The 16,220-nt window shown below is 61.2% G+C and carries 16 protein-coding genes; all 16 read right to left on the bottom strand.

Annotated elements, in window-relative coordinates; genetic code table 11:
• Positions 1–170: 170 nt before the first annotated feature.
• Complete coding sequence (locus INT12_RS23775) at positions 171–563, bottom strand: DUF2802 domain-containing protein (protein ID WP_046484827.1); 393 nt, start codon at positions 561–563, stop codon at positions 171–173.
• Complete coding sequence (locus INT12_RS23770) at positions 564–1,046, bottom strand: chemotaxis protein CheW (protein WP_017849392.1); 483 nt, start codon at positions 1,044–1,046, stop codon at positions 564–566.
• An 80-nt stretch (positions 1,047–1,126) separates the two neighbouring features.
• Entirely contained in the window at positions 1,127–1,939 is an 813-nt protein-coding gene (locus INT12_RS23765; protein ID WP_017849391.1) for a CheW domain-containing protein, read from the bottom strand.
• Entirely contained in the window at positions 1,939–2,727 is a 789-nt protein-coding gene (locus INT12_RS23760; protein ID WP_017849390.1) for a ParA family protein, read from the bottom strand. Before INT12_RS23760 ends, INT12_RS23765 begins: the two co-directional genes overlap by 1 nt.
• 50 nt (positions 2,728–2,777) lie before the next feature.
• Positions 2,778–3,665, bottom strand: a complete 888-nt coding sequence (motD, locus tag INT12_RS23755) for a flagellar motor protein MotD (RefSeq protein WP_017849389.1) — start codon at positions 3,663–3,665, stop codon at positions 2,778–2,780.
• 142 nt (positions 3,666–3,807) lie between these two features.
• The gene (locus INT12_RS23750; RefSeq protein WP_017849387.1) at positions 3,808–4,548 is read right to left on the bottom strand and encodes a flagellar motor protein; all 741 of its coding nucleotides are present in this window, start codon (positions 4,546–4,548) and stop codon (positions 3,808–3,810) included.
• Positions 4,548–5,672 carry a protein-glutamate methylesterase/protein-glutamine glutaminase gene (locus INT12_RS23745; RefSeq protein WP_017849386.1) on the bottom strand — a complete coding sequence of 375 codons (1,125 nt, stop codon included), beginning with the start codon at positions 5,670–5,672 and terminating at the stop codon, positions 4,548–4,550. The genes INT12_RS23750 and INT12_RS23745 overlap by 1 nt, the downstream gene beginning before the upstream one ends.
• Positions 5,673–5,720: 48 nt before the next feature.
• Entirely contained in the window at positions 5,721–7,997 is a 2,277-nt protein-coding gene (locus INT12_RS23740; RefSeq protein WP_193059045.1) for a chemotaxis protein CheA, read from the bottom strand.
• An 11-nt stretch (positions 7,998–8,008) separates the two neighbouring features.
• Complete coding sequence (locus INT12_RS23735; protein WP_017845401.1) at positions 8,009–8,797, bottom strand: protein phosphatase CheZ; 789 nt, start codon at positions 8,795–8,797, stop codon at positions 8,009–8,011.
• An 18-nt stretch (positions 8,798–8,815) separates the two neighbouring features.
• Entirely contained in the window at positions 8,816–9,190 is a 375-nt protein-coding gene (locus tag INT12_RS23730; protein WP_003192908.1) for a chemotaxis response regulator CheY, read from the bottom strand.
• A 168-nt stretch (positions 9,191–9,358) separates the two neighbouring features.
• Complete coding sequence (fliA, locus tag INT12_RS23725; RefSeq protein ID WP_017845400.1) at positions 9,359–10,099, bottom strand: RNA polymerase sigma factor FliA; 741 nt, start codon at positions 10,097–10,099, stop codon at positions 9,359–9,361.
• Positions 10,096–10,929, bottom strand: a complete 834-nt coding sequence (fleN, locus tag INT12_RS23720) for a flagellar synthesis regulator FleN (protein WP_003192912.1) — start codon at positions 10,927–10,929, stop codon at positions 10,096–10,098. The genes fliA and fleN overlap by 4 nt, the downstream gene beginning before the upstream one ends.
• Positions 10,930–11,034: 105 nt before the next feature.
• Positions 11,035–12,351, bottom strand: coding sequence for a flagellar biosynthesis protein FlhF (flhF, locus tag INT12_RS23715; RefSeq protein WP_017845399.1), 1,317 nt, complete (start codon positions 12,349–12,351; stop codon positions 11,035–11,037).
• Positions 12,352–12,362: 11 nt separating this feature from the next.
• Positions 12,363–14,477, bottom strand: coding sequence for a flagellar biosynthesis protein FlhA (gene flhA, locus INT12_RS23710; protein WP_017845398.1), 2,115 nt, complete (start codon positions 14,475–14,477; stop codon positions 12,363–12,365).
• Between the two features lie 262 nt (positions 14,478–14,739).
• Positions 14,740–15,201, bottom strand: a complete 462-nt coding sequence (locus INT12_RS23705) for a DUF6392 family protein (RefSeq protein WP_017845397.1) — start codon at positions 15,199–15,201, stop codon at positions 14,740–14,742.
• A partial coding sequence (locus tag INT12_RS23700; protein ID WP_193041024.1) for an S-type pyocin domain-containing protein occupies positions 15,201–16,220 on the bottom strand: 1,020 nt, incomplete at its 5' end. The genes INT12_RS23705 and INT12_RS23700, both read right to left, overlap by 1 nt.

Below are 16,220 nucleotides of genomic sequence, written 5' to 3'. Positions count from 1 at the left end.
GGGAGCTCTCCTGGGGTCAAAGGTGCTTGAAGGATGTTGACCCTTGAGGAGATAAAAAAAGCCATCGGGTTTGCAATTTAATTGGCCAGGGGCGAGGCCAGGCCGCTTTCCTGTAAGCGCGGGCAAGCCAGCGCCTACAGTTGGATCGCTAGATACCCATCAGCGCGCAATCAGCTTTTGTGCAACTTACTCATCAACTGCGCCTCAGCCTGGGTCAAGCCGCACGACTGCGTCAGCTCATCCACGGTCGCGCCCATGCCGACCAGCTTCGCCGCCTGGGCAAAAGACAGGCTGGACGGATCGCGCTGTTCAATCTGCGCCAGCTTGTCCGGCAACGGCCCGAGGATCGCGCGCAGTTCATGCACCTCATCTCCGACCCGCACCGCACTCTGCTGGAAGTGATCGACGCGCTTGGCCAACTCGACCACGCGCCGGTCACGCACGGCATCGCGTTCGGCCTGTTGCACCGCCCACTCGCGTTGCTGGCGCACATAGCGCAGCAAAAACGCCAACGTCCCGGCCCACAACAGGGCCAGGACGATCACCGCTGCTTCAAGGAACAATCAGATGTTCTCCAGATCCGACCATTCTTCTTCGCTCATCATTTTGTCCAGCTCGACCAGAATCAGCAGTTCGCCGTTCTTGTTGCAGACGCCCTGGATGAACTTGGCCGACTCTTCGTTACCCACGTTCGGCGCGGTTTCCACTTCCGATTGGCGCAGGTAAACCACTTCGGCCACGCTGTCGACCATGATCCCGACCACTTGCTTGTCGGCCTCGATGATGACGATGCGGGTGTTGTCGTTGACTTCGGTCGGTATCAGACCGAAACGCTGGCGGGTGTCGATCACCGTCACCACGTTGCCGCGCAGGTTGATGATGCCCAGCACGTAGCTTGGCGCACCCGGAACCGGAGCGATTTCGGTGTAGCGCAGCACTTCCTGCACGCGCATGACGTTGATGCCGTAGGACTCGTTGTCCAGTTTGAAGGTAACCCATTGCAGGATCGGATCATCCAAACCTTGTGCGGACGCTGACTTATTCATACCCCTGACCCCTTCAAATGCCGTTGGACACGGCGTGTGTGCTTCTTTGGCCGCACAACCGTGCGGCCGATCTTGTTCAATTAACTGCGTTGCTGGCCCGGCATCGACTTGACCGCACCGCTGGCGATCAACTCGGCCAGTTCGGCGACGTCGAGCAACGCGCACATGTGTTCGATCACGGTGCCCGCCAACCAAGGGCGCTGGCCCCGTTGGCTGCGCCATTTGATTTCATTCGGGTCCAGGCGCAACGAGCGGCTGACTTGATGCACGGCCAGCCCCCACTCGTAGCCTTGCACCGAAATCACGTATTGCAAGCCCTGGCGGAAATCATCGCGGTAGCGGTCGGGCATCACCCAGCGCGCGGTGTCCAGCACCTTGAGGTTGCCGGCCTGGCTGGGCAGGATGCCGAGGAACCACTCCGGTTGCCCGAACAGCGGTGTCAGCTCCTGGCCTTCCAGGGAATAGATCGAGCCCAGGCACACCAGCGGCACCGCCAGGGTCAACCCGGCGACGTCGAACAGCAGGCATTCGAACGGCTCGGCGGCCCACGCCGGGCGGCCGTCGCCGGTGACCGGCGGCGGCGTGATGCTCGGCGGCAGGTGGACTTCAACCACCGGCTCGACCACCACGGGTGCGACCGGCACAGGCGCAACCACTACAGGCGCAACCACGACCGGTGGACTCGGCACCATCACCTGCGCATCACGCGCCTGTTCTTCCAGCACCGCCAACTGGAACTCATCCAGTGTGCTTTGTGCGTCTACGGCGGGTTCGAGGACCAGCAGCGGTTCCGGCAGTTCTTCCTCGGTCGCGTCCTGCAGCAAGGCATCCAGGTAGGATTCCAGTGCCAGTTGCGGCCGCGTCTTGACCTTGAGTTCGACAGGACGGTTCATCACGCCACCTGCGCCACAAGCTGTTGCGACAGCAGGTGCTTGAGCAGCGCGCGGTACGCCAGCACGCCGCGACTTTTACCGTCGAACTGCGAAGGGGTCAGGCCGGCGCGGCTGGCGTCGCGCAGGCGCGTGTCCACCGGGATATAGCCTTGCCAGATGGTGTCCGGGTAGGCATCGCGCAGTACGCGCAAGGTGCCGAGGGACGCTTGGGTGCGGCGGTCGAACAACGTCGGCACGATGCTGAACGGCAGCGCCTGTTTGCGTGAGCGGTTGATCATCGCCAGGGTGCTGACCATGCGTTCCAGGCCCTTGACCGCGAGGTGCTCGGTCTGCACCGGGATCACCAACTGCTGGCTGGCCGCCAGGGCGTTGACCATCAGCACGCCGAGCAACGGCGGGCTGTCGATGATCGCGTAGTCGAAGTCCTGCCACAGTTGCGCCAGGGTCTTGGCGATCACCAGGCCCAGGCCGCTCTGCCCCGGCGACTGGCGCTCAAGGGTGGCCAGGGCGGTGCTCGACGGCAGCAGGGAAATGCTTTCATTGCTGGTGGGCAGCAGCAGTTGCCCGGGCAGATCGCTCGGCACGCTGCCCTTGTGCAGGAACAGGTCGTAGCAGCTGTGCTCCAGCGCGTCCGGGTCGTAGCCGAAATAGCTGGTCATCGAGCCGTGGGGGTCCAGGTCGACCACGACCACGCGCTTGCCCGCCTCGGCCAGCAAGCCGGCTAAGGCGATGGAGGTGGTGGTCTTGCCGACTCCACCTTTTTGATTGGCAACTGCCCAGACTCTCATTCGGTTGATTCCTCCCGGCGGGCACAGGCGCGACCGAGACAGTGCATAGGTTATTGAGCCGGTGACGGAGAATTGACGGAGCTTTGCCGTACCGGCGGCTTTGCAAGGGCCGGTGCAGTTTGTGTGCCAGCCCGCTTCAATGCCGCGTCCGGGGTTGCATTTGCCGTGCCGGTGCCGGTCAGGCTGCGGCGCACATCCAGGTTGCGCGAGACCACCAGCACCACCCGGCGGTTGCGGGCGCGGCCTTCCGCCGTGGCGTTATTGGCCACCGGCTGGAACTCGCCGTAGCCGACCGACGCCAGGCGACCGGGGTTCACGCCCTGCATCGCGAGCATCCGCACGATGCTGGCCGCCCGGGCCGACGACAGCTCCCAGTTGGTCGGGTACTGCGCGGTACTGATGGGGATATTGTCGGTAAAGCCTTCGACGTGGATCGGGTTTTCAAACGGCTTGAGGATCGCCGCCACCTTGTCGATGATGGTGAACGCCTGGTCGCTGGGCATGGCATCGGCGCTGGCGAACAGCAGGCTCGAATTGAGCTCGATCTCCACCCACAACTCATTGCCGCGCACGGTCATCTGGTTGGAGCTGATCAGGTCGCCGAACGCGGCACTGATATCGTCGGCGATGCTTTTCAGCGGGTCGCCGGTGCCGCCCATGCCGGCGGAGGTCTCATCGCTGTCGTTGACCAGCGGCTTGGCCGGGGTCACGGTCTTGGGCCGCTCTTCGCCGATCGGGATCGGCTTGAGCGAACGATCGGCGTCGTTGAACACGCCGATCAGCGCTTGGGAAATGACTTTGTACTTGCCTTCGTTGATCGACGAGATGGAGTACATCACCACGAAAAACGCGAACAGCAAGGTGATGAAGTCCGCGTAGGACACCAGCCAGCGTTCATGGTTGACGTGTTCTTCAGGCTCGCGACGGCGACGGCTCACAGACGATTACCTCCGCAAAACGAATCACCTGCAGGAGCGGGCTTGCTCGCGAAAAATCCGAGAGCAACGCGTTCATCCAGGATGCCCGCGTCATCGTTGACGATTTTCGCGAACAAGCTCGCTCCTACACGTTTCATGTACATCAATCCATGAAGCCCTGGAGCTTCAATTCGATGGAGCGCGGGTTCTCGCCCTCGGCAATCGACAGGATGCCTTCGAGCAACATTTCACGGTAACGCGACTGGCGCAGGGCAATCGACTTGAGCTTGCTGGCCACCGGCAACAGCACCAGGTTGGCACTCGCCACACCGTAGATGGTGGCGACAAACGCCACGGCAATGCCGCTGCCCAGTTGCGACGGATCGGCGAGGTTGCCCATCACGTGGATCAGGCCCATCACCGCGCCGATGATGCCGATGGTCGGCGCGTAGCCGCCCATGCTTTCAAAGACTTTGGCGGCGTTGATATCGCGGCTTTCCTGGGTGTAGAAATCCACTTCCAGGATGCTGCGGATCGCCTCCGGCTCGGCGCCGTCCACCAGCAATTGCAGGCCTTTGCGCGCGTAGCTGTCGGGCTCGGCATCGGCCACGCCTTCCAGGCCCAGCAGGCCTTCCTTGCGTGCGGTGAGGCTCCAGTTGACCACGCGGTCGATGCCGCCGGCCAGGTCGACGCGCGGCGGGAAAATAATCCAGATCAGGATCTGCATGGCACGCTTGAACGAACTCAAGGGCGACTGCAGCAATGCCGCGCCGACGGTGCCACCGATCACGATCAGCGCCGCCGGGCCGTTGGCCAGGGCGCCGAGGTGCCCGCCTTCGAGGTAGTTGCCGCCGATGATCGCGACAAACGCCATGGTGATACCGATCAGACTCAGTACATCCATCAGAGGCAGGCCTCCACCAAATGCCTGCCGATATCGTCCAGGCTGTAGATCGCGTCGGCCAACTCAGCCTTGACGATGGCCATCGGCATGCCATAAATCACGCAACTGGCTTCGTCCTGGGCCCAGATCGCACTGCCGCCCTGCTTGAGCAGGCGCGCGCCTTCGCGACCGTCGGCGCCCATGCCGGTGAGCACCACCGCCAGAACTTTGTCGCCGTAGGACTTGGCTGCCGAACCGAAGGTGATATCCACGCAGGGCTTGTAGTTGAGGCGCTCATCGCCCGGCAGGATTTTGATCGCGCCACGGCCATCGACCATCATCTGCTTGCCCCCAGGCGCCAGCAGCGCCAGGCCAGGACGCAGGATGTCGCCATCCTCGGCTTCCTTGACGCTGATGCGGCACAGCTTGTCCAGGCGCTCGGCGAAGGCCTTGGTGAACGCGGCGGGCATGTGCTGGATCAGCACGATCGGCGCCGGGAAGTTGGCCGGCAGTTGGGTCAAAACCCGCTGCAGGGCAACCGGGCCGCCGGTCGAAGTACCAATGGCAACCAGCTTGTAGGCCTTGCGTTTCGGCGCCGGCGAATGGGCGCTTGGCGCAGGTGCCCGCGCGGGGGCCGCGGCAGGCCGGGCAACCGCTGCCGGCGCCGGGCGGCCGAACGCCGTGCTGGTGGGCGCCGCCGGAGCCGCGACCGGCGCAGGCGCCGGGGCGCTGAACAGGCTGCGACGGTTGCTGCGCGAAATGCTGTGGACCTTCTCGCACAGCATCTGCTTGACCTTCTCGGGGTTGCGCGAGATGTCTTCGAAATTCTTCGGCAGGAAGTCCACCGCACCGGCGTCCAGCGCATCCAGGGTGACCCGGGCGCCTTCGTGGGTCAGCGAGGAGAACATCAATACCGGGGTCGGACAGCGCTGCATGATGTGTCGGACTGCGGTGATGCCATCCATCATCGGCATCTCGTAGTCCATGGTGATCACGTCCGGCTTCAACGCAATGGCTTGATCAATCGCCTCTTTACCGTTGGTGGCCGTGCCGACCACCTGGATCGTTGGATCGGCGGAAAGAATTTCCGAGACGCGGCGGCGGAAGAAACCCGAATCGTCCACCACCAGGACCTTGACTACCATAAACACTCCGTTAGGCGGGGCAGGCAATACCGCCCTGCCCCACCAGAATCAAATACGCCGTGCGGCGTAACGCTTGAGCATGCTCGGAACATCGAGAATCAATGCGATACGACCGTCACCGGTGATGGTCGCACCCGACATGCCCGGGGTTCCCTGCAGCATTTTGCCCAAAGGCTTGATGACCACTTCTTCCTGGCCGACCAGTTGATCGACGACAAAGCCGATGCGCTGGGTGCCCACGGAGAGAATCACCACATGGCCTTCGCGCTGCTCTTCATGGGCGGCCGAGGCGACCAGCCAGCGCTTGAGGTAGAACAGTGGCAACGCTTTGTCGCGCACGATCACCACTTCCTGGCCGTCCACCACGTTGGTGCGCGACAGGTCGAGGTGGAAGATCTCGTTGACGTTGACCAGCGGGAAGGCGAAGGCCTGGTTGCCCAGCATCACCATCAGGGTCGGCATGATCGCCAGGGTCAACGGCACCTTGATGACGATCTTCGAGCCCAGGCCCTTGGTCGAGTAGATATTGATCGAACCGTTGAGCTGGCTGATCTTGGTTTTCACCACGTCCATGCCCACGCCACGGCCCGACACGTCGGAAATCTCGGTCTTGGTCGAGAAGCCCGGCGCGAAAATCAGGTTGTAGCACTCGGTCTCGGTCAAGCGGTCGGCGGCATCCTTGTCCATCACGCCACGCTTGACGGCGATACCGCGCAGGATCGCCGGGTCCATGCCTTTGCCGTCATCGGTGATCGACAGCAGGATATGGTCACCCTCTTGTTCCGCCGCCAGAATCACCTTGCCGTTACGGGACTTGCCCGCGGCTTCGCGTTCTTCCGGGGTTTCCACGCCGTGGTCGACGGCGTTGCGCACCAAGTGGACCAGCGGGTCGGCCAGGGCCTCGACAAGGTTTTTGTCGAGGTCGGTTTCTTCACCCACCAGTTCCAGGTTGATTTCTTTCTTGAGCTGGCGAGCCAGGTCACGAACCAGGCGCGGGAAGCGACCGAAGACTTTCTTGATCGGCTGCATCCGCGTCTTCATCACCGCGGTCTGCAGGTCGGCAGTGACCACGTCGAGGTTCGACACGGCCTTCTGCATTGCTTCGTCGCCACTGTTCAGGCCCAGGCGCACCAGGCGGTTACGCACCAGCACCAGTTCGCCGACCATGTTCATGATGTCGTCCAGGCGCGCGGTATCCACACGCACCGTGGTTTCGGCTTCGCTGGCAGGCTTGTCGGCCGCGGCGGCGGCCGGGGCACGCGCGGCAGCGGCAGGAGCGGCGGCAGGAGCGGCGGCAGCCGGGGCCGGGGCCGGCTTGGCGGCAGCAGGTGCCGCGGCTTTGGCCGGTGCCGGTTTGGCCGCCACTGGGGCTGCCGTCGCCGCAGCGCCAGCGGCCACTTCGGCGAACTTGCCCTTGCCGTGCAATTCGTCGAGCAGGGCTTCGAATTCGTGATCGGAAATCAGCCCGTCGCCGGCAGGTGCGGCAGCGGCCGCAGCCGGTGCGGCAGCAGTTGCAGCGACTTCCGGCAAGGCATCGGCAGCAAAGGAGCCCTTGCCATGCAACTGGTCGAGCAACGCTTCGAATTCGTCGTCGGTAATGTCGGTGCCAGCGGCGGCGGTGGCTGCCGGAACTTGCGAGGCACTCGCAGGTGCTTGCGCCTCAGCCGCAGGTGCAACGGCGTCGGCAGCGAACTGGCCCTTGCCGTGCAACTGATCGAGCAGGGATTCGAATTCTGCGTCGGTAATGTCTTCGCCGGTCGGCGCGGCGGGCGCGGCGGGCGCGGCAACTGCAGCGACCGCTTGCGGCGCTTCGGCTTCGGCCTTGACCGCATTGAGGGAGTCGAGCAGTTGCTCGAACTCGCTGTCGGTGACATCCGCTTCGGCTTCGACCACAGGCTCCGGAGCCGCTTCCACCACCGGCGCGGCCGCGGTGTCGGCAGGTTCTGCCAGACGCGCCAGGGCGGCCAGCAGTTCCGGGGTGGCTGCGGTGATCGGGGCACGTTCGCGAACTTCGCTGAACATGCCGTTGACCGCATCCAGCGCTTCGAGAATCACGTCCATCAGCTCCGAATCAACGTGACGCTCACCCTTGCGCAGGATGTCGAACACGTTCTCGGCGATGTGGCAGCACTCCACCAGCTCATGGAGCTGGAGGAAGCCGGCGCCCCCTTTTACAGTGTGAAAACCGCGAAAAATTGCATTGAGCAGGTTCGCATCATCCGGTCGGCTTTCCAGCTCGACCAGTTGTTCGGACAGTTGCTCTAAAATTTCGCCGGCCTCTACAAGGAAATCCTGAAGGATTTCTTCATCGGCGCCGAAGCTCATGGGTGTGCTCCTTAGAAGCCTAAACTGGATAACAGGTCATCTACGTCATCCTGACCTGACATAACGTCTTCACGTTTATCGGCATGAATCTGCGGACCTTCACCCTTGGCGAGATGTTTTTGTGGATCTTTTTCCGAGAGGATCGCTTCGCGGTCATGTTCGATGCCGGCGAAACGATCGACTTGGCCTGCCATAAGCACCAATTTGAGCAAGTTGCTTTCCACTTCGGTGACCAATTGGGTCACGCGCTTGATCACCTGACCGGTGAGGTCCTGGTAATCCTGGGCGAGCAGAATGTCATTGAGGTTGCTGGACACCGTGTGGTTGTCCTGTTCGCTGCGCGACAGGAAACCCTCGACCCGACGGGCCAACTCACGAAATTCCTCAGCCCCCACTTCCCGACGCATGAAGCGGCCCCAGTCAACGCTGAGCGCCTGAGCTTCGTTGGCCATGCCGTTGACCAGGGGCGTGGCGTTTTCCACCAGGTCCATGGTGCGGTTGGCCGCCGCTTCAGTCAGCCTGACCACATAGGACAGGCGTTCAGTGGCATCGGTGATTTGCGAAATTTCTTCAGCCTGGGGCATGTGCGGGTCAATCTGAAAATTGACGATCGCACTGTGCAGCTCGCGCGTGAGCTTGCCCACTTCCTGATACAGGCCGCGGTCACGGGTCTGGTTAAGCTCATGGATTAACTGCACCGCGTCGCCGAACTGGCCTTTTTCAAGGCTCTCGACCAGTTGGTGAGCATGCTTTTTCAGGGTCGACTCAAAGTCCCCCTGTGACGTTTCTTTATGCTCCATAGCTCCCCCGCGATGGCATTAGCCGTGGATGCGTTCGAAGATTTTTTCGATCTTCTCTTTCAAGGCCAATGCAGTGAATGGCTTGACCACGTAGCCGTTGACCCCTGCCTGGGCGGCTTCGATGATCTGCTCACGCTTGGCTTCGGCGGTCACCATCAACACGGGAAGGCTGCGCAGTTTTTCATCGGCGCGCACATGGCGCAGCAAGTCGATACCGGTCATGCCGGGCATGTTCCAGTCGGTTACCAGAAAGTCGATGCTCCCGCTGTTGAGGATCGGAATCGCCGTAAGGCCGTCATCCGCCTCGACCGTGTTGGTGAACCCCAGGTCACGCAACAGGTTTTTTATGATCCGCCGCATCGTTGAGAAGTCATCAACGATGAGGATTTTCATGTTCTTGTCCAATTCGACCTCCAAGCAGTCTTAAAACGCGTCCAGCACCTGGACGCGCCATTTCAATCAACAGGCGTTACACAAAAAGGACTGCCCAGGGCACCACGAAACTCACCCGCGAAAACCAAGGGCCTCGCGGTAGTGTCTGCAGTGTCCCCACACTGCCTGTCAGCGCGCGCGCCACTCTCCCAGGCGTCCCCGCAAGCGGGCTGCGCACTGGCTGTGCAGCTGGCTGACACGCGATTCGCTGACCCCCAGGACCTCACCGATTTCCTTGAGGTTCAGCTCTTCGTCGTAGTACAGCGCCAACACCAGTCGCTCACGCTCCGGCAGATTGGCAATCGCGTCCGCCAGCGCCCCCTGAAAGCGTTCATCTTCCAGGTCGCGCGACGGTTCGAGATGAGCACTCGCGCCGTCCTCGTGCAGCCCTTCGTGTTCGCCGTCCTGCAACAGGTCGTCGAAACTGAACAGGCGGCTGCCCAAGGTATCGTTCAAAATCCCGTAATAATCGTCGAGACTCAATTGGAGTTCGGCCGCAACTTCGTGATCTTTAGCGTCGCGACCGGTTTTTGCTTCAATTGCACGAATTGCGTCACTGACCATGCGCGTATTGCGGTGTACCGAACGCGGCGCCCAATCCCCTTTACGCACTTCATCGAGCATCGCGCCACGGATACGGATACCCGCATACGTCTCGAAACTCGCACCCTTGCTCGCGTCGTATTTGGTCGATACTTCGAGCAGGCCGATCATGCCGGCCTGGATCAAGTCTTCGACCTGGACACTGGCGGGCAGGCGTGCCAGCAAGTGATAGGCAATGCGCTTGACCAGCGGCGCATAGCGCTCGATCAATTCGCCCTGGCGGTCACGTGCCGAATTTTTGTAAAGGTTATAGCCGCTGGCTGTCATAGCACCGGTCCTGCGCTCGTCTGATGCACCAATCGCTCGACGAAAAACTCCAGATGCCCCCGAGGGTTGGCGGGCAACGGCCAGGTATCGACCTTCTGAGCAATAGCCTTGAACGCCAACGCGCATTTCGAACGAGGGAACGCTTCGTAGACCGCACGCTGCTTTTGCACGGCCTTGCGTACACACTCGTCATAGGGAACTGCGCCGACGTATTGTAAGGCGACATCAAGAAAGCGATCAGTGACCTTGGTCAACTTGGCGAACAGGTTGCGTCCTTCCTGCGGGCTCTGGGCCATATTGGCCAGCACGCGGAAGCGGTTCATGCCGTAGTCGCGGTTGAGCAGTTTGATCAGGGCGTAGGCGTCGGTGATCGAGGTGGGTTCATCGCAGACCACCAGCAGGACTTCTTGCGCGGCGCGCACGAAGCTGACCACGGACTCGCCAATCCCGGCGGCGGTGTCGATCACCAGCACGTCGAGGTTGTCGCCGATATCGCTGAACGCCTGGATCAGGCCGGCATGCTGCGCAGGGCTCAAGTGGACCATGCTCTGGGTGCCCGAGGCGGCCGGCACGATACGGATGCCTCCAGGGCCCTGCAGCAGCACATCGCGCAGCTCGCAACGACCCTCGATCACATCGGCGAGGGTGTGTTTGGGCGTGAGCCCCAGCAATACGTCAACGTTCGCCAACCCAAGGTCAGCATCCAGCAGCATGACACGACGGCCAAGCTCTGCCAGGGCCAGGGACAAATTCACTGACACGTTAGTTTTCCCGACGCCACCTTTGCCGCCGGTCACCGCGATCACCTGTACGGGATGCATGCTGCCCATTTTAATTCTTTACCTTGTCTTGCTTAGACGCAGGCTACATGGCTTGGCCGCGTGAATCGCTTGCAGACCATCGATGTAGATACATTTCATGGTGTTCATGCTGCCTCAACCCACCCGCTTTGCCGGGTTGTGGTAAAGGTCAGCGAACATATCGGCCATCGCTTCCTCGCTAGGCTCTTCTTGCATTTGCACGCTGACGGCACGGCTGACCAACTGATGACGGCGCGGCAGATGCAAATCATCCGGAATCCGCGGCCCGTCGGTCAGGTAGGCGACCGGAAGTTCATGACTGATAGCCAGGCTCAGCACCTCGCCCAGGCTCGCGGTTTCGTCGAGCTTGGTGAGGATGCATCCGGCCAGGCCGCAGCGCTTGTAGCTATGGTACGCAGCGGTAAGAACTTGTTTTTGGCTGGTGGTTGCAAGCACCAGGTAATTTTTTGCCTTGATGCCACGCCCGGCCAGGCTCTCCAGCTGCATGCGCAACGCCGGATCGCTGGCTTGCAGGCCGGCGGTATCGATCAGCACCACACGCTTGCGCAGCAACGGATCGAGGGCGTTGGCCAGGGACTGGCCCGGGTCGACGTGGGTCACCGACACATTGAGGATGCGGCCCAGGGTCTTGAGTTGCTCCTGGGCACCGATGCGGTAGCTGTCCATGCTTACCAGCGCGATGTTCTGGGCGCCGTACTTGAGCACGTAGCGCGCCGCCAGCTTGGCCAGCGTGGTGGTCTTGCCCATGCCGGCAGGGCCGACCATGGCGATCACGCCGCCCTCTTCCAGGGGTTCGAGTTCCGGGGTGACGATCATCCGCGCCAGGTGGGCCAGCAACATGCGCCAGGCCTGGCGAGGTTCTTCGATTTCGGTGGTCAGCGCCAGCAGGTCGCGGGACAACGGGCCGGACAGGCCGATGCGTTGCAGGCGACGCCACAGGTTGGCCTGTTGCGGCTTGCTGCCTTGCAGTTGGGTCCAGGCCAGCGAACCGAGCTGCACTTCCAGCAGCTCGCGCAGGCCGTTGAGCTCAAAGCGCATCGAGTCGAACACACGCTGGTCGACTGCAGCGGCCGGGGCAGGCGCGGCAGGACGCGGCGGTTCGATGAACGTCGGCTCGACCAGCGGCTCGGCGGCGGTCAGCGGCAGGCCGGCGAACAACTGGCGATTGGTGGTCGCATCGCTGTCGCCACGCATGCTCAGTTCGGCCTGGGCCGAGACAATGCGCGAGGCCGTCTTGCGCAGCTCGTCTTCAAGCTCCATGTTCGGGACACGCGGGGCCAGCGCCGAAGGGGTGTAATCCAGGGCAGCCGTCAGCTCGACACCGCCGGCAATACGACGGTTACCGATAATCGCAGCGTCGGCGCCCAGTTCGTCACGTACCAGTTTCATGGCCTGACGCATATCGGCGGCGAAAAAACGCTTTACTTGCATAACCCACTACCTCAGCCGTTGGGCCCTACTGTCGCGACGATAGTCACTTGCTTGTTGTCAGGGATTTCCTGATAAGCCAAAACGTGCAAATTCGGCACTGCCAGGCGTCCAAACCGCGACAACATCGCCCGGACCGGGCCTGCCACCAGCAGAATCACCGGCTGGCCCTGCATTTCCTGACGCTGCGCTGCTTCGATCAACGAACGCTGCAGTTTTTCAGCCATGCTTGGCTCCAGCAGAACGCCCTCTTCCTGGCCCTGTCCTGCCTTCTGAATACTATTGAGCAATATTTGTTCCAACCTTGGCTCCAAGGTGATCACAGGCAGCTCAGACTCAATCCCTACAATGCTTTGTACGATAGCGCGGGATAATCCAACGCGCACGGCGGCCACCAACGCGGCAGTATCTTGACTCTTGGCGGCATTGTTGGCGATGGCCTCGGCGATGCTGCGAATGTCGCGCACCGGCACCTGTTCGGCCAGCAGCGCCTGCAGCACCTTGAGCAATTGCGACAGCGACAGCACGCCCGGCACCAGCTCTTCGGCGAGCTTGGGCGAGGCTTTGGCCAGCAAACCCATTAGTTGCTGGACTTCTTCGTGACCGATCAGCTCGTGGGAGTGCTTGTACAGAATCTGGTTGAGGTGCGTGGCGACCACGGTGCTGGCGTCCACCACGGTGTAGCCGAGGGACTGCGCCTGGCTGCGCTGGCTGACTTCGATCCAGACCGCTTCCAGACCAAAAGCCGGATCTTTGGCGGTTATACCGTTCAGCGTGCCGAACACCTGGCCCGGGTTGATCGCCAGCTCGCGGTCGGGGTAGATCTCCGCTTCGGCGAGGATCACGCCCATCAGGGTCAGGCGGTAGGCGCTGGGGGCCAGGTCGAGGTTGTCACGGATATGCACAGTGGGCATCAGGAAGCCCAGGTCCTGGGACAGCTTCTTGCGCACGCCCTTGATCCGCGCGAGCAATTGGCCGCCCTGGTTGCGGTCGACCAACGGGATCAGGCGGTAGCCGACTTCCAGGCCGATCATGTCGATCGGGGTCACATCGTCCCAGCCCAACTCCTTGGTTTCCTGGGCGCGGGCCGGCGACGGCAGCAGTTCCTGCTGGCGCGCGATTTCTTGCTGGGCCTTCACCTTGACCAAGTTCTGCTTTTTCCAGAACAGGTAGGCGCCACCGGCGGCCATCGCCGCCATGCTCAAGAACGAGACGTGGGGCATGCCGGGCACAATGCCCATGATCGCCATGATGCCCGCCGCCACGGCCAGCGCCTTGGGCGAGGCGAACATCTGCCGGCTGATCTGCTTGCCCATGTCTTCGGAGCCCGACGCACGGGTCACCATGATCGCCGCAGCTGTGGATAACAACAGTGATGGCAATTGCGCCACTAAACCGTCACCGATGGTCAGCAGGGCGTAGACCTTGCCCGCATCGCCGAAGGTCATGCCGTGCTGGAACATCCCGACCGCTATGCCGCCGATCAGGTTGATGAACAGAATCAACAGGCCGGCGATGGCGTCACCGCGCACGAATTTGCTGGCACCGTCCATGGAACCGTAGAACTCGGCCTCCTGGGCCACTTCCAGGCGGCGCGATTTGGCCTGGTTCTGGTCGATCAGGCCGGCGTTGAGGTCGGCGTCGATGGCCATCTGTTTGCCGGGCATGGCGTCGAGGGTAAAGCGTGCGCTCACCTCGGAAATCCGCCCGGCGCCCTTGGTCACCACCACGAAGTTGATGATCATCAGGATCGCGAACACCACGATACCGACCACGTAGTTACCGCCGATCACCACCTCGCCGAAGGCCTGGATCACCTTACCGGCGGCGGCGTGACCGTCCTGGCCGTGGAGCATGACCACGCGGGTCGACGCCACGTTCAACGCCAGCCGCAACAGCGTGGCGATCAGCAGGATGGTGGGGAATACCGCGAAATCCAGCGGCCGCAACGCGTAGACGCAGACCAGCAGGACCACGACGGACAAGGCGATGTTGAAGGTGAAGAACACGTCGAGCAGGAACGGCGGCATCGGCAACATCATCATTGCCAGCATCACCAGCAACAACAACGGCACACCCAGATTGCCCCGCGAGAGGTCAGTCAGGGTGCTGCGGGCCGTGCTGAGCATTTGAGAGCGATCTACCACCGGTACTCCTCGCGTTCCTTGAAGCAAAGTTTTGACGCCAGAGGGCGCCCTGAAGGCGGTATTGCAAGAAGCCTTCCAACTTTTGCTTGAGGTCACCGGATGAGGGAATTCATTTCAATTAAATATAGGCGTCCCCTTTTCACTTTTCGCCTCCGATCAGCCTCTCTGCCTGGATGGCCGAGTCCTGATGCCGGCCAGAAAAGACATTCGCTTGACTGGCTGGCGTGCGCTCAGTTTGAGGAGACTAGGCGCGGAGAGTGAACACCAGCGTATTAACTTGATAGTTTTCCGCGTACTTAAATATCAGCTTGGCGTTCGGATACACCGAGGGCTCAAGCTCATACGCATCCCACCCCCCTGTTTTTCTGTTTAGAGGGAGTTTTGTCGGACCCTTTGACTCTAAAGGAACACCGAAGGAGGCCTTTACGTCAGCCTGACTCATCGATAAAGCCAGCGGCAGTGGCAGTTTTCCACGATATACAGACTGCCCCTCTACAGCCTTAACAAGAGTGATATATAGAGTTTCCAGGCGTTTGGAGTCAGCTGAAAAACTCAACTCAACTCCATCCTCTGGCTCAATATCCAGCCAGTCCCTTCCCTTATAAAGCTCTTGTAGAGGCATATTGGGGATGACACCCTCTGAGACTAAGGATTCATAGGGGCGCCCCAGGCTTTTGATCCACAGTGCAATCGTTGTGGCGTCCATTAGTACCACCCTTGTTTCTGGTTGAGTTGATGTAATTGCTCTCGGGCCGCCTCAATTTCAGCTTCAGGATAGCCTTCATCCAGTAACCCGCTCTTGATCGCATCGACATTGCTATTAACAGCCGCCCGTAGGTCGGCGACATCTTTGGCTTGCTTGGCCCTGGTACTGCGCCCACCGTAAGTTTCACTATGCTTCTGGTGCACATGTGTCGGAATCGCGATGCCTGGAGCGTTCTTTAGATAATCCAACACCTGTTGACGCGGCATTTTGGCATCCAACTGAAGTAACGTTGCCTCCAGTACCTTTTGTGCAGGTATGTGGTCGATGTCCAGGCCATCTTTTCGGCTCCGGCTCATTAGATCGGCCGCGCGACCAACCTCCAACGGGCTAACCATAGGCTTGGCAAATACCAAGTACAGCGGCGACATACCCGAGTCAGCAGGAAACGTAATGATCGTGTCCTGCCAGGTAATATCCTCTGCATCCCGACCTGGGTAGTGACTGATTGCCGAATCTTGCCCCACCGCAACCGGATGAACGAACAAATTATCCAAGCGTTCCGGTGTACCCGGATACGGGCTCGGCGCACTGACCACCGGCCCATTGTTCGGCGTCCAAGTGATGCTGATGCCATCCAGCACCGCGACCATCGCGCTCTTGTCCGCATTCCAACTGGCTTGCGCGACAGGTACACGATCAGCGCCACTTTCGGGCTTGGTATGTACACCGTAGATGCGCAACTCACCTGACTCGTCCTGGCGAAACTGAAACCGCACTCGCGTACTGGCCGAGCGCATACCTGCCAGTTGCTCCGGGGTGTAGAGCGTCGAATCACCCATATCCCTTGGCCAAAAAGCCAGCAGCACGACGTTGAGTGCTGAACTGGCTCCGACCAGTCCTCGTATGGCCCAGGCGCCAAGGTCGCTGCCGAGTGTTCCGGCGACCCTCCCGACAGCGCCCGCAGTGCCGGTCGAAGCCATGACGGCCGTGGTGCCAAAGTTTGTCGCGTGTTCAGGGCT

It is taken from the genome of Pseudomonas sp. K8, from assembly GCF_014889455.1.
GTDB classification, from domain to species: domain Bacteria; phylum Pseudomonadota; class Gammaproteobacteria; order Pseudomonadales; family Pseudomonadaceae; genus Aquipseudomonas; species Aquipseudomonas veronii.
The sequence above is the reverse complement of the archived record's forward strand: the minus strand, read 5'-3'. Positions and strand labels throughout refer to the sequence as shown.

Excerpts from the sequence above, each read along its gene's own strand:
- INT12_RS23770 (WP_017849392.1), bottom strand. The coding sequence starts at position 1,046 with ATGAATAAGTCAGCGTCCGCACAAGGTTTGGATGATCCGATCCTGCAA.
- INT12_RS23765 (WP_017849391.1), bottom strand. The coding sequence starts at position 1,939 with ATGAACCGTCCTGTCGAACTCAAGGTCAAGACGCGGCCGCAACTGGCA.
- INT12_RS23760 (WP_017849390.1), bottom strand. The coding sequence starts at position 2,727 with ATGAGAGTCTGGGCAGTTGCCAATCAAAAAGGTGGAGTCGGCAAGACC.
- INT12_RS23750 (WP_017849387.1), bottom strand. The coding sequence starts at position 4,548 with ATGGATGTACTGAGTCTGATCGGTATCACCATGGCGTTTGTCGCGATC.
- INT12_RS23745 (WP_017849386.1), bottom strand. The coding sequence starts at position 5,672 with ATGGTAGTCAAGGTCCTGGTGGTGGACGATTCGGGTTTCTTCCGCCGC.
- INT12_RS23740 (WP_193059045.1), bottom strand. The coding sequence starts at position 7,997 with ATGAGCTTCGGCGCCGATGAAGAAATCCTTCAGGATTTCCTTGTAGAG.
- INT12_RS23735 (WP_017845401.1), bottom strand. The coding sequence starts at position 8,797 with ATGGAGCATAAAGAAACGTCACAGGGGGACTTTGAGTCGACCCTGAAA.
- INT12_RS23730 (WP_003192908.1), bottom strand. The coding sequence starts at position 9,190 with ATGAAAATCCTCATCGTTGATGACTTCTCAACGATGCGGCGGATCATA.
- fliA (WP_017845400.1), bottom strand. The coding sequence starts at position 10,099 with ATGACAGCCAGCGGCTATAACCTTTACAAAAATTCGGCACGTGACCGC.
- fleN (WP_003192912.1), bottom strand. The coding sequence starts at position 10,929 with ATGGGCAGCATGCATCCCGTACAGGTGATCGCGGTGACCGGCGGCAAA.
- flhF (WP_017845399.1), bottom strand. The coding sequence starts at position 12,351 with ATGCAAGTAAAGCGTTTTTTCGCCGCCGATATGCGTCAGGCCATGAAA.
- flhA (WP_017845398.1), bottom strand. The coding sequence starts at position 14,477 with ATGCTCAGCACGGCCCGCAGCACCCTGACTGACCTCTCGCGGGGCAAT.
- INT12_RS23705 (WP_017845397.1), bottom strand. The coding sequence starts at position 15,201 with ATGGACGCCACAACGATTGCACTGTGGATCAAAAGCCTGGGGCGCCCC.